This is a genomic window from Micromonospora sp. CA-244673, assembly GCF_050948395.1.
GTDB lineage: Bacteria > Actinomycetota > Actinomycetes > Mycobacteriales > Micromonosporaceae > Micromonospora.
In genome coordinates, this window is the sequence record NZ_CP192019.1 from 5,413,294 (window position 1) to 5,425,851 (window position 12,558).

Here is a 12,558-nt window from a genome sequence, read left to right on the forward strand (position 1 = left end):
GGTGCTCACACCCGCGCGTCGGCGCGCAGGCGCTGCCAGACCTCCCGGGTGGCCGTGGACCGGTTGAGGGTGATGAAGTGGATCCCCGGCACGCCCTCGTCCAGCAGCTTCGCGCACATCTCGCTCGCCTGCTCGATGCCGAGCCGGCGGACCGCCTCCGGGTCGTCGGCCACCGCGGCGAACCGCTCCGCGAGGGCCGGCGGGAAGGGCGCGCCGGAGAGCTGCACGGACCGCTCGATGGTGCCGAGCTGGGTCACCGGCATCACCCCGGCCAGGATCGGCGTGTCGCAGCCGGCGGCGGCCACCCGGTCGCGCAGCCGCAGGTAGTCGTCGGCGTCGAAGAACATCTGGGTGATCGCGAACTCGGCGCCGGCCCGGCACTTGCGGACGAAGTGCGCGGTGTCGCTGGCCACGTCGGGCGAGCGCGGGTGCTTGTAGGGGAACGCGGCCACCCCGACGCTGAAGTCGCCGGCGTCCCGCACCAGCCGGACCAGCTCCTCGGCGTACCGCACGCCCTCCGGGTGCCGGACCCACTCGCCGCCCGGGTTGCCGGGCGGGTCGCCGCGCACGGCCAGCACGTTGCGCACCCCCACCGAGGCCAGCCGGCCGATGACGTGCCGCAGCTCGGCGACCGAGTGGTCGACCGCCGTGAGGTGCGCCATCGGCAGCAGGGTCGTCTCGGTGGCGATCCGCTCGGTCACCGCGACCGTGGTGTCCCGGGTCGAGCCGCCCGCGCCGTAGGTGATCGAGACGAACGAGGGGCGCAGCGACTCCAGCTCGCGGATGGCCTGCCAGAGCAGGCGCTCCCCCTGCGGGGTCTTCGGGGGGAAGAACTCGAAGGAGAACGTGGGCCGGCCGGCACGGATCAGCTCCCCGATGGCCGGCTGGGGATTGGGGAGGACCGAGGGAAGACCGAGCGCCACGGACCGACTGTAACCGGCGGGTCCGGGCCGACCCAGGATCTTCCCAGCCCGCGAACACGAGGGCGGCGCGGCGTCGTACCCCGGGGGTAGGAAGGGGGCAGCGCGGTGGGGCCGGCCATTGGCCGGTCCCGGGGGGCCCGCGCGGGGGTCGCCACGATCGGCCACGCGCCGGCCCGGCACCGCCGGGCGTCCGCGTCGCCGCCCGCGCCGTCGCCTCGGGAGGACCCGATGATCCCGTCCCCGCCACCCGGCCCGCGCCCGCTCGGGCCGCTCCTGGCCGAGCTGCGGACCACCCGCGGCTGGAGCCAGCAGCGGGTCGCCGCCGAGCTGTGCGCCGCCGCCGGCGTGCCGACCCTCACCCGGCACGAGGTGTCCCGGTGGGAGCGGCAGCGCCGGCTCCCCGGCGACTTCTGGTCCGGCTGGCTTGCGGTGGTCCTCGGCGTGCCGGGCGAACTGCTCGCCGAGGCCGCCGCGCGCAGCCGCCCGGCCCGGGGCGGTGCCGGCCGGCACGACGCCGGACCGTCCGGGGCGGCCCGCCCGCACGCCGGCCAGGACGGCGCAGGCCGTCCGGGGCGGCCCGCCCCCGCCGTCCGGTCGAGCCGGCGGGTGGCCCCCGGGCGGCGCCGGCGGGCCGAGCCCGGCCCACGTCGCGCGCGGCACGCCGGGGCGGGGGTAGGGCGCGACCGGCGGGGACCGGCTAGCGTCGTGCGGGTGACCCACGCTGCTCCCGTGTCCCCCGTCGACCGCGCCGGCCTGCGCCAGCGGATCGACAAGGCCCTCACCGAGTTCCTCGCCGGCCAGCGCGGCTGGCTGACCACCCTCGACGACGGCCTGGTGCCCGTCGCCGAGGCGATCGAGGCGTTCGTGCTGGGCGGCGGGAAGCGACTGCGCCCGGCCTTCGGCTACTGGGGCTACCGGGGCGCCGGCGGGGTCGACTCCGACCAGGTGGTCGCCGCCCTGACCGCCCTGGAGTTCGTGCAGGCCAGCGCGCTGATCCACGACGACCTCATGGACCGCTCGGACACCCGGCGGGGCGAGCCGGCGATGCACCGGCGGTTCGCCGCCCGGCACCGCGCGGCCGGCTGGAGCGGCGACCCGGACGGGTTCGGCGACGCGGCGGCCATCCTGCTGGGCGACCTCTGCCTGGTCTGGTCCGACGAGCTGCTGCACTCCGCCGGCCTGGACCCGCGCACGGTGGCCCGGGCCCGGCCGGTCTTCGACGAGATGCGCACCGAGGTGACCGTCGGGCAGTACCTGGACGTGCTCACCCAGGCCACCGGGGACACCTCGCTCGAACGGGCCGGCAAGGTGGCCCGCTACAAGTCGGCGAAGTACACCGTCGAGCGGCCGCTGCTGCTCGGCGCCGCGCTGGCCGACGCCCCGGCCGAGGTGCACGCGGCCTACTCGGCGTACGGGCTGCCGCTGGGCGAGGCGTTCCAGCTCCGCGACGACGTGCTGGGGGTGTTCGGCGATCCGGAGCGCACCGGCAAGCCGGCCGGCGACGACCTGCGCGAGGGCAAGCGGACGTACCTGGTGGCCGCGGCCCTCGAGGCGCTCGACGACGCCGGCCGGGAGCTGCTGCTCGGCGGCCTCGGCGACCCCGGGCTGGACGCCGCCGGGGTGGCCCGCCTGCGCGAGCTGATCACGGCGAGCGGCGCGCTCGAGCGCACCGAGCGGCGCATCACCGCCCTCACCGAGAGCGCCCTGGCGGCCCTGACGGCGGTCGACCTGGAAACCGAGGCCCGCCAGTCCCTGGTCGACCTGGCCATAGCCGCCACCCGCCGCACCGGCTGACCCCACCCGCCCCGGCCCTCGCGGCCCTCGGGCGGCCCCGCGCCCCCCCAGCCCGGTCGATCATGAAGTTGTTGCCCTTTTCTCCGGCGTGTCGTGGCAACAACTTCATGATCAGCGGAGGCGGCCCGGCCCCGGCCCGGCCCCGGCCCGGCCCCGGCCCGGCCCCGGGGGGGTGGGACGGGGGTTAGAAGCCCAGGGCCTGGGCGCGGCGCTTGACCTCGCGGGCCTGATCGCCGGCGAGGGTGGCGGCCGGGGTGGTGCCGGCGAGGGTGGGATCGGGCTGGTAGAGCCAGCGCAGCGCCTCCTCGTCGTCGTACCCGGCGTCGGCGAGCAGGTTGAGCACGCCGGGCAGGTGCTTGAGCACGGTGCGGTTGGCCACCAGGTCGGCCGGGATCCGGCGGACGCCGTCGCGGCGCACCGCGAGCAGCTCCCGGTCGCGGATCATCTGGTGCACCTTGCTGATCGACAGGTCGAGGCGCTCGGCCACGTCCGGCAGGGTCAGCCAGCCGGCCGGGTCGGTCGGTCCGGGCAGGTCGGCCCCGGTGGTGGCGCTCTCGGCGGGTACGGAATCGGTCACCCGACCACCCTGCCACGTGCCCGGCGAGGCCGGTCGGCGGCACCCCGTACCCCGCGGGTGACGTGCGCGGGTGCCGCCGGGTCGCGTGCCGGCTGTAGCATCCTGTTCAACCTTCACCCTCCCGACACATAGACTGCCTGCCGATGGACACACAGGTCGCCGACACGTTGCTGGGCTCGCTGATCGACGGGCGCTACCGCATTCGCGGTCGCGTGGCCCGTGGCGGCATGGCGACCGTGTACACCGCCACCGACGAGCGCCTGGAGCGCACCGTCGCGGTCAAGATCATTCACCCGACCCAGGCGCCCGAGGCCCGGGCCCGGATGGCCGGCTTCGTCGAGCGCTTCACCGACGAGGCGAAGACCATCGCCCGGCTCACCCACCCCAACGTGGTGGCGGTCTACGACCAGGGCAGCCACGCCGGCCTCCCCTACCTGGTGATGGAGTACGTGCGCGGCCGCACCCTGCGCGACGTGCTCGCCGAGCGGCGCCGGCTCAACCCGGACGAGGCGCTGGCCATCGCCGAGCAGATGCTCGCCGCGATCTCCGCCGCGCACCGGGCCGGCCTGGTCCACCGCGACGTCAAGCCGGAGAACGTGCTGGTCGCCGAGCCGCCCACCGGCGGCACCACCAGCCTGGTGGACAGCGTGGTCAAGGTCGCCGACTTCGGGCTGGCCCGCGCGGTCGAGGCGAGCGCCGAGGAGGAGAACGGCAACCAGCTCATGGCCACCGTGGCCTACGTGGCCCCGGAGCTGGTCACCCAGGGTCACGCGGACCCGCGCACCGACGTCTACTCCGCCGGCATCGTGCTGTTCGAGATGCTCACCGGCCGGGTTCCCTACGACGGCGACCGCCCGGTGGAGGTCGCCTGGCAGCACGTCGACCGCGACGTGCCGGCCCCGTCGACCCTCGTGCCGGCGCTGCCCCCGGTCCTCGACCGGCTGGTCGCCCGGGCCACGCGGCGCGACCCGGCCGCCCGCCCGGCCGACGCCGGCGCGCTGCTCACCGAGGTGCAGGCCGCGCGGGACGAGCTGGGCAACCCCCACTCGCACACCGCGGTGCTGCGGCAGGTCGGCGACGACACGGCCGTGATCGCGCAGCCCACCATGGTGGTGGCGGCGGTCCGCCCGGCCGAGCGCCCCGCCTGGGCCCGGCTGCCCGAGGGCGGCGGCCAGCGCACGCACCGCCGCCGCGCCGTGGAGGACGAGGGCCTGGGCGCCCGGCTGGCCGGGCTGCGTACCCGGATCATGGGCTCGCCCCGCGGCCGGCTGGCGGTCGCCGCGGCGGCCGTGGTGCTCGGCCTGGTGGCCGCGGTGGGCGGCTGGTGGTTCGGGGTGGGCCGCTACACGGTCGCCCCGCAGCTGGTGAGCCTGACCAAGGCCGACGCGGTGGCGCAGGCCACCCGGGGCGGCTTCACCCTGCGCTACGCCGAGCCCCGCTACGACGAGAAGATCCCCAAGGACACGGTGCTGGGCCAGGACCCGGTCTCCGCCACCCGGATCGTCAAGGGCGGCACGATCACCCTGACCCTGTCGCTCGGTCCGGAGCGGCTGCCGGTGCCGGACGTGGTGGGCAAGGACTTCGCGCTGGCCCAGGTCGAGCTGACCGACGCCAAGCTGGTGCCGGTCAAGGGCAGCTCCCGCTACGACGACGCGCTGCCGGCCGGGGTGGTGCTGGCCACCGACCCGAAGGTGGGCACGGTGGTCAAACCGGGCGCGAAGGTGACGGTGGTTCTGAGCAAGGGTCGCGCGCCGGTGAGCGTGCCCAACCTGGTGGGCAAGAACCTCGCCGAGGCCCGCACCGCCCTCGCCCAGCTGGGGCTGACCCCGGTCGAGACGTACAAGGACTCCGACAAGCCGAAGGACGAGATCCTCGGCCAGAGCCCGGCCGACGGCACCGGCGTGGAGAAGGGCGCCCAGGTCAAGCTGGACGTCAGCAAGGGCCCCGCCCAGGTGCCCGTCCCCCGGGTGGTCGACCTCCCGTGCCAGCAGGCCAAGCAGGTGCTGGAGAGCCAGGGCTTCCCGGTCAACATCCAGCTCAACCCGAACGGGGTGGCCCGCTTCCAGAACCCGGGCGAGAACACGCCGGTGCCGCCGGGCACCCCGGTCACGGTGACCTGCCTGTGAGCGAGCGGACCGTGGGGCTCACCCGGCGGCGGGTCGGCTCGCACACCCCCACCTCGGGCGGCCTGGCGAAGGCGGCGCTGCCCTACGCCGACGCGGCCGCCTCCGAGGTGGTGCAGGTCTACGTGTCCAACTCCCGGGGCTGGGCGCTGCCGGCGGGCGACCCGAAGCAGGACGTGCTGTTCCGGGACGGCTGCGGCGAGCGCGGCCTGCCGGTCTTCATCCACGCCTCGCTGCTGGTCAACCTCGGCTCCCCCACCCCGGCCACGGTCGAGCGGTCGGCGGAGACCCTGGCGCACGCGCTGCGCCGGGGCCGGGCCATCGGCGCCGAGGCCGTGGTGTTCCACGCCGGTAGCGCCGTCGACGCGGGCCACGCCGAGGCGGCCATGGTGCAGGTCCGCGAGGCGCTGCTTCCGCTGCTCGACGAGGCCGCGGCCACCGGCGGGCCGATGCTGCTGGTCGAGCCGAGCGCCGGGGGCGGCCGGTCGCTGGCCTCCCGGGTCGAGCACCTGGGCCCCTACCTGGACGCGGTGGATCGCCACCCGATGCTGGGCGTCTGCTTCGACACCTGCCACGCCTGGGCGGCCGGGCACGACCTGGCTGCCGAGGGCGGGATGACCGCCACGCTGGACGCGCTGGTCACCGCGGTGGGCGCGGACCGGTTGAAGCTGGTGCACGCGAACGACTCGAAGGACCTGTGCGGCTCCACGCGGGACCGGCACGAGAGCATCGGCAAGGGCACCATCGGCGAGCCCGCGTTCGCGGAGCTGATGCGCCACCCCGCCACCGCCGGCGTCCCCGTCCTGGTGGAGACCCCCACGGAGAAGCACGTGGGCCACGCCGCCGACATAGCCACCCTGAAGCGCCTCCACCCCTGACCCCGGGCCCTCCCCCGCCCGCGCCCCGCGCGAGCCGGGGTTGATCAAGAAGTTCGCGTCGGGATCCGCGCCGCGGGCGACGCAAACCTCTTGATCAACAAGCCGTGGGGCGGCGGGTCAGCCGCGCAGGAGGGTGGTCAGGATCTCGGCCGCCCTGTCGATCTGGTCGTCGGTGACGTCCAGGTGGGTCACCAGGCGGGCGGTACGCGGGCCGAGCACCGAGATCAGCAGGCCCCGCTCCCGGGCGGCGGCCGCCAGGGCGGGCGCGTCGAGCGGGTGCTTGGCCAGGTCGAGCGGGACGATGTTGGTCCGCACCACGGTGGCGAGCACCCCGTAGGGCGCGACCGCCTCGGCCAGCCGGGCGGCCTTGGCGTGGTCCTCGGCGAGCCGCTCGACGTGGTTGGCGAGCGCGTACCGGCCGGCGGCCGCGAGGATGCCGACCTGCCGCATGCCGCCACCCATCCGCTTGCGGACGAACCGCGCCCGGGCGATCTTCTCGGCGCTGCCGACCACCAGCGAGCCGACCGGGGCGCCGAGGCCCTTGGAGAGGCAGACCGAGAGGGTGTCGAACAGCGCGCCGTACTCGGCCAGCGGCACACCGTCGGCGACGTGCGCGTGCCAGATCCGGGCGCCGTCGCAGTGCAGGGCGAGCCCGTGGTCGTCGGCGACCCGGCGCAGCTCCCGCAGGGTGGCGAGGGGGATCACCCCGCCGCCGCCCCGGTTGTGGGTCTGCTCGACGGCGACGGCCCGGGTCGGCACAGCGAAGTAGCCGTCCGGCCGGACCATCCCGGCCACCACCTCGGGGTCGACCTCCGCGCCCACTGCCGGCCAGGTCCGCGAGGAGATCCCCCCGTACGCCGCGGCGGCGCCGATCTCGTACGTCACCACGTGCGCGTCGGCGTCGCAGAGCAGCTCGTCACCGGGCGGGACGACGAGCTGCAGGGCGATCTGGTTGGCCATCGAGCCGCTCGGGGCGAACAGCGCCGCCTCGTGCCCGAAGAGCGCCGCGACCTCGGCCTCCAGCGCGGCGACGGTCGGGTCCTCCGCGTAGACGTCGTCGCCGACCTCGGCGGTCGCCATGGCCTCCCGCATCCCGGCGGTGGGCCGGGTCACGGTGTCCGAACGAAGATCAATGAACTCAGCCACAGTTGTCCTTTCGGCTGCCGACCGCGGGGCTCGCGAGCTCGCTCCTCGCGTCAGCCACGGAGCATCTCCGCAACGAGGAAGGCCAGCTCCAGCGACTGCTGGGTGTTGAGTCGCGGGTCGCAGGCGGTTTCGTACCGGTCGGGCAGGTCGAGGTCCTCGATGCCCTGGGCGCCGCCGAGGCACTCGGTCACGTCCTCGCCGGTCAGCTCGACGTGCAGGCCGCCCGGATGGGTCTCGAGGCCGCGGTGCACCTCGAAGTAGCCGAGCACCTCGTCGACGATCCGGTCGAAGTGCCGGGTCTTGTAGCCGTTCGAGGACTCGTGGGTGTTGCCGTGCATCGGGTCGCACTGCCAGACGACCTTGGCGCCGGCGGCGGTGACCTTGGCGACGATCGGGGGCAGGGCGTCCCGGACCCGGTGGTTGCCCATCCGGCTGATCAGGGTGAGCCGGCCGGGGACGTTGTCCGGGTTGAGCTTCTCGCAGAGCTCGATGGCCTCGTCCGGGGTGGTGGTCGGGCCGAGTTTGACCCCGATCGGGTTGGCGATCCGGGAGATGAAGTCGAGGTGCGCGCCGTCGAGCTGCCGGGTCCGCTCGCCGATCCAGAGGAAGTGCCCGGACAGCCCGTACGCCCGGTTGCCGGAGATCCGGGTGAGCGCCCGGTCGTACTCCAGCGCCAGCGCCTCGTGGGAGCAGTAGAGGGTGACGGTGCGCAGCGCCTCGTCGTCGGTCATCCCGCAGGCGCGGATGAAGGCCAGCGCCCGGTCGATCTCCCGGGCGATCGCCTCGTAGCGCTCGCCGGCCGGGGACTGCTTCACGAAGCCCTTGTTCCAGTCGTGCACCGCGTGCAGATCGGCCAGCCCGCCGGCCAGGTACGCCCGGAGCATGTTCATGGCGGCGGCCGAGTTCGCGTACGCCCGGATCATGCGCTGCGGGTCGGCGACCCGCGCCTCCGGCGTGGCCTCCAGCGAGTTGATCATGTCGCCGCGGTAGGCCGGCAGGCCGCGCGCGTCGGTCGGCAGCGACCGGGGCTTGGTGTACTGGCCGGCGACCCGGGCCACCTTGACCACCGGCAGCGACGCGCCGTAGGTCAGCACGATCGCCATCTGGAGCAGGGTGCGGGCGTTGGCCAGCAGGTGGCTCTCGGTGTTGTCGGCGAAGGTCTCCGCGCAGTCGCCGCCCTGGAGCAGGAACGCCTTGCCCTCGCAGACCAGCGCCAGCCGCTGCCGGAGCTGGTCGACCTCGTAGGGGGCCACCACGGACGGCACGGTGTCGAGCACCTTGCAGACCTCGGCGACCTGCTCCTGGTCCGGCCAGGGCGGGGTCTGCGCGCGCGGCAGCTCCCGCCAGCGGTCCAGGCCGAGGGCCGCGTCCTCGGCGGAGTCGGCGGTCGGACGACTGGTCTGGAGCCCCGGGCTGCCCACGGCGGGGTGACTCAGCTGGTGCCACTCATGGCGCATGGGAGAAAGCGTACGGCGACGGCCGGGACCGCCCGCCGCCGAGGGGGACGGTTCCGGTGGTTGGGAGATCAGCGACACATTCCAGGACCGCCGCAGGTCGGGGCGGGTGCGGGGTCGGTCAGGGGGTGACCCCGGGCTCCGGGGTGTTGCCGCCCGGCGCCTCGCCGGCGATGCACCAGTCGGCGCCGGTGCGGGTGACCGTGAACAGCAGCGAGCGGGTGGCCTTGCGGGACCCGACGGCCACGGTGACCGAGGTGGTCACCTCCTCGCCGTTCGGGCCGGACCGGACGTCGGTGATGGTGGCCTGCGGGACCGTGAAGTGGTCGGCGAAGTCGCCGTTCGGCCCGGTGGCCGCGGCGTCGAAGGCGGTCTGCATGGGCGCGCAGAGCTGGCTGCGGCCGGCGTCGACGTCCTTGGCCGCCATCGCGTCCAGGTACGCCTGGACCCGTTCCCGGCTCTTGGCCGCCGCCTCCTCGGCCGGCGCCCGCTGGGACTGGCTGGCCGGGGCGTCCGGGGCGTCGTCCCCACCGCCGAGGCCGCAGCCGGCCAGCGTGACCGGCAGGAGCGCGAGCAGGGCCGCGCCGGCCACCGCCCTCGGGTGCGTCAGGCCCATCGGTCCCCTTCCATCGGCGCGGACATCGGGACATGCCGAGCGGCGAGTCTGTCACATCGACGCCGTCGGATGCCGGCCCGCCGGGCCGCCCGGCGGCGCCAGCGACCGGTTCCTCGACGGCCGTCCCATCCTCGCCCGGATCGTCCCGGCCGGCCAGGGCGGCACGCGGATCGGCGTCCGCCCCGCGGAATGGACGCCGGGCCGCCCGGCGTCGAGAATGGCGTAGCCCTCGGAAGGAGGTGACGGCCATCCTCGCCGTGGCATCGGTCGACACCCTCTGGCTGCCCCCGGCCGAGCGGTTCGACTTCTGGCAGGACCTGGTGGCCCGCGAGTCGGCGGCCGCCCGGATCAGCACCGCGCACGCGGGCGACTTCGCCGCCTCGGCCCGGGCGGTCGACCTGGGCGTGGTCCGGCTCGGCGCCTGGCGGTACCCGTCGCTGGAGCTGGCCCGCACCCCCGGGATGATCCACAGCTCCGACCCCGAGCTCTACCAGCTCGTCCTGCCGCTGAACGGCCACGGCGTGGTGTCGCAGCAGCGGCGGTCGGGCCGGCTCGGCCCGTCCGGTTTCGCCTTCATCGACACCGTCCGCCCGCACGGCTCCCGGCAGGTGCCGGACCGGGCCGCCGACCGTCTGGAGACGCTGACCGTGCTGGTGCCGCACCGGGCGCTGCCGCTGCCGCCGCGCCGGGTGGCGGCGTTGCTCGCCGCGAAGATCCCCGCCGACACCGGGATGGGCGCCCTGTTGGCCACCTTCCTGCGCCGGCTGGTGGACCACCCCGAGCAGTACGACGCCTCGGACGCGCCGCGGCTCGACCGGATCGCCCTGGACCTGATCGCCGGCACCCTGGCCCGACATCTGAACTCGGAACGGGAACTCCCGGTGGAGGTGCGGGTCACCGGCCTGCGGGCCCGGGTGGAGGCGTGGATCCGGGAGCACCTGGCTGATCCCGGGCTCACGCCGACCGTCGTGGCGGAGGCGCACCACCTGTCGGTGCGTTCACTGCACCGGCTCTTCGACGACGCCGGCACGAGCGTGGCGGCGCTGATCCGCACGGCCCGGCTGGACGGTTGCTTCCGAGACCTGGCCGACCCGGGGCTGCGGCACCTCGCCGTCCACCAGGTCGCCGCCCGCTGGGGCTTCCGGGACCGGGCGCACTTCAGCCGGGCGTTCCGGGCCGCGTACGGGCTTTCGCCCCGTGAGCACCGGGCTCGCAGCATCCGTACCTGAACGACAGGACCGTGCGGGGAGGGGCCGGTGCGGCCCCTCCCCGCCGGGTGGGTGGTGCGTCGGCCCTCGGCTCAGCCGAGACCGCCCTTGATGGCGCCGATGAGCTCACCGTTGCTGGTGTCTCCGGAGAGCTCCCAGAAGAACGCGCCACCGAGGCCCTGGTTCTTCGCGTAGGTCATCTTGCCGCCGATGGTCGCCGGGGTGTCGTAGCTCCACCAGTTGCTGCCGCACTTGGCGTAGGCGGTGCCGCCGACCGTCCCGGTGGCCGGGCAGCTGTTCTTGAGCACCTTGTAGTCCTCGATGCCCTGCTCGTAGGTGCCGGGCGCCGGGCCGGTGGCGGTGCCGCCGGGGGCGCTCTGGGTCACGCCGGTCCAGCCCCGGCCGTAGAAGCCGACGCCGAGCAGCAGCTTGTCCGACGGCACGCCCTTGGACTTGAGCTTCTGGATCGCCGCGTCGGACCAGAAGCCCTGCTGCGGGATGCCGGTGTAGGAGTAGAGCGGGGAGTGCGGCGCGGTCGGCCCCTGGGCGTTGAAGGCGCCGAAGTAGTCGTACGTCATCGGCATGAGCCAGTTGAGGTACGGCACGGCGCCGGCGTAGTCCGTCGCGTCGATCTTGCCGCCGTTGCTGCCGTCCGCGGTGATCGCCGAGGTGACCAGGAAGCTGCTGCCGAACTTGCTGCGCAGCGCGCTGACCACGTTCTTGAAGGCGTTCGGGCCGCTGCTGTCGCACTGGAGGCCGCAGGCGTTCGGGTACTCCCAGTCGACGTCGATGCCGTCGAAGACGTCCGCCCAGCGCGGGTCCTTGACCAGGGCGTAGCAGGAGTCCGCGAACGCGGCCGGGTTCTGCGCGGCCTGGGTGAAGCCGGCCGACCAGGTCCAGCCGCCGAAGGACCAGAGCACCTTCAGGTTCGGGTACATCTTCTTGAGCTTGCGCAGCTGGTTGAAGCTGCCGCGCAGCGGCTGGTCCCAGGTGTCGGCCACGCCGTCGACGCTGTCCGCCGCGGTGTACGCCTTGTCGTAGTCGGCGTAGCTGTCGCCGATGCTGCAGCGGCCGCCCGTGGTGTTGCCGAAGGCGTACAGGATGTGGGTGAGCTTGGCCGCGGACCCGCTGGTGTGGATGTTCTTCACGTGGTAGTTCCGGCCGTAGACGCCCCACTCGGCGAAGTAGCCGACCACCTTCTTGCCCCCGGTCGGCGGGGTGGTGGTGGGCGGCGTCGTGGTCGGCGGGGTGGTCGTGGGCGGCGTCGTGGTGGGCGGGGTGGTGGTCGGCGGCGTCGTGGTGGGCGGGGTCGTCGTCGGAGGAGTGCCGCCACCGGAGCAGGAGGCGCCGTTGACCGTGCAGTTCAGCGGGGCCTTGTACGCCCCGGTGCCGTTGTAGCCCCAGCTGAAGCTGGCGCCCGGGGCGAGCGGGCCGGCCCAGCTCTTCTTGACCGCCACGTAGTGGTTGCCGCTGCTGGTGACGTCGGCGTCCCAGGAGCTGCTGATGGTGGTGCCCGCGGGCAGGTCGAACTCGATGCGCCAGGTGGCGACGCTGGCGCTCGTGCCGTTGGTGACGGTCACCTTCGCCTCGTGACCGGTCCCCCAGTCCTGCACCTTGGTGAACGTGGCGGTGACGCTGCCCGCGGCGGAGGCGGTCGCCATCGGCACCGCCGCGACCGCGAGCGCGACCACGGCGCCGGTGGCCCAGAGGGCCCGGCGGAGCGATGTCTTCATACGGCGTCTCCCCAAACAGTTAGGAAACTTTCCAGATTGGATGCTGAGACGCTACTCACGCGTCACCACTTCGTCAAGATGTAGATGCATCGATTCCTCGGGACCG

General features: G+C 74.4%; 10 protein-coding genes and 1 pseudogene. 5 read left to right on the forward strand and 6 right to left on the reverse strand.

Annotated features, from left to right (window positions below; all coding sequences use genetic code 11):
• Positions 1 to 5: 5 nt before the first annotated feature.
• Positions 6 to 923 (reverse strand): methylenetetrahydrofolate reductase [NAD(P)H], encoded by a 918-nt coding sequence (metF, locus tag ACQP12_RS24670; protein WP_357939832.1) that lies wholly within the window; start codon positions 921 to 923, stop codon positions 6 to 8.
• Positions 924 to 1,151: 228 nt separating this feature from the next.
• On the opposite strand from metF, the pseudogene ACQP12_RS24675 reads away from it, so the two are divergent.
• Positions 1,152 to 1,328: pseudogene (locus ACQP12_RS24675) on the forward strand (helix-turn-helix domain-containing protein); the annotation flags it as partial.
• A gap of 306 nt (positions 1,329 to 1,634) precedes the next feature.
• On the forward strand, positions 1,635 to 2,717 hold the full coding sequence (locus tag ACQP12_RS24680; RefSeq protein ID WP_433289422.1) for a polyprenyl synthetase family protein: 1,083 nt from the start codon (positions 1,635 to 1,637) through the stop codon (positions 2,715 to 2,717).
• Positions 2,718 to 2,901: 184 nt separating this feature from the next.
• Here the strand turns inward: ACQP12_RS24680 and ACQP12_RS24685 are convergent, their stop codons facing one another.
• Positions 2,902 to 3,294: an Rv2175c family DNA-binding protein gene (locus tag ACQP12_RS24685; RefSeq protein WP_376787210.1), complete on the reverse strand. Its 393-nt coding sequence runs from the start codon at positions 3,292 to 3,294 to the stop codon at positions 2,902 to 2,904.
• A 143-nt stretch (positions 3,295 to 3,437) separates the two neighbouring features.
• On the opposite strand from ACQP12_RS24685, the gene pknB reads away from it, so the two are divergent.
• Together pknB and ACQP12_RS24695 are read left to right on the forward strand one after the other, a co-directional pair.
• A complete protein-coding gene (gene pknB, locus ACQP12_RS24690; RefSeq protein ID WP_433282387.1) occupies positions 3,438 to 5,420 on the forward strand; it encodes a Stk1 family PASTA domain-containing Ser/Thr kinase in 1,983 nt (660 codons plus the stop codon).
• An 11-nt stretch (positions 5,421 to 5,431) separates the two neighbouring features.
• Entirely contained in the window at positions 5,432 to 6,295 is an 864-nt protein-coding gene (locus tag ACQP12_RS24695) for a deoxyribonuclease IV (protein WP_357940073.1), read from the forward strand.
• 117 nt (positions 6,296 to 6,412) lie between these two features.
• Here ACQP12_RS24695 and ACQP12_RS24700 read toward each other — a convergent pair whose 3' ends face one another.
• The 3 genes from ACQP12_RS24700 to ACQP12_RS24710 all read right to left on the reverse strand — a co-directional run bounded on the left by ACQP12_RS24700 (position 6,413) and on the right by ACQP12_RS24710 (position 9,511).
• Entirely contained in the window at positions 6,413 to 7,387 is a 975-nt protein-coding gene (locus tag ACQP12_RS24700) for a threonine aldolase family protein (RefSeq protein ID WP_433289424.1), read from the reverse strand.
• A gap of 104 nt (positions 7,388 to 7,491) precedes the next feature.
• Entirely contained in the window at positions 7,492 to 8,898 is a 1,407-nt protein-coding gene (locus tag ACQP12_RS24705) for a class II 3-deoxy-7-phosphoheptulonate synthase (protein ID WP_357939828.1), read from the reverse strand.
• Between the two features lie 118 nt (positions 8,899 to 9,016).
• The gene (locus ACQP12_RS24710) at positions 9,017 to 9,511 is read right to left on the reverse strand and encodes a hypothetical protein (RefSeq protein ID WP_433282389.1); all 495 of its coding nucleotides are present in this window, start codon (positions 9,509 to 9,511) and stop codon (positions 9,017 to 9,019) included.
• Positions 9,512 to 9,750: 239 nt separating this feature from the next.
• On the opposite strand from ACQP12_RS24710, the gene ACQP12_RS24715 reads away from it, so the two are divergent.
• Positions 9,751 to 10,740: a helix-turn-helix domain-containing protein gene (locus tag ACQP12_RS24715; RefSeq protein ID WP_433282391.1), complete on the forward strand. Its 990-nt coding sequence runs from the start codon at positions 9,751 to 9,753 to the stop codon at positions 10,738 to 10,740.
• Between the two features lie 71 nt (positions 10,741 to 10,811).
• Here the strand turns inward: ACQP12_RS24715 and ACQP12_RS24720 are convergent, their stop codons facing one another.
• Positions 10,812 to 12,452: a glycosyl hydrolase family 18 protein gene (locus ACQP12_RS24720; protein ID WP_357939824.1), complete on the reverse strand. Its 1,641-nt coding sequence runs from the start codon at positions 12,450 to 12,452 to the stop codon at positions 10,812 to 10,814.
• Between the last annotated feature and the right edge of the window lie 106 nt (positions 12,453 to 12,558).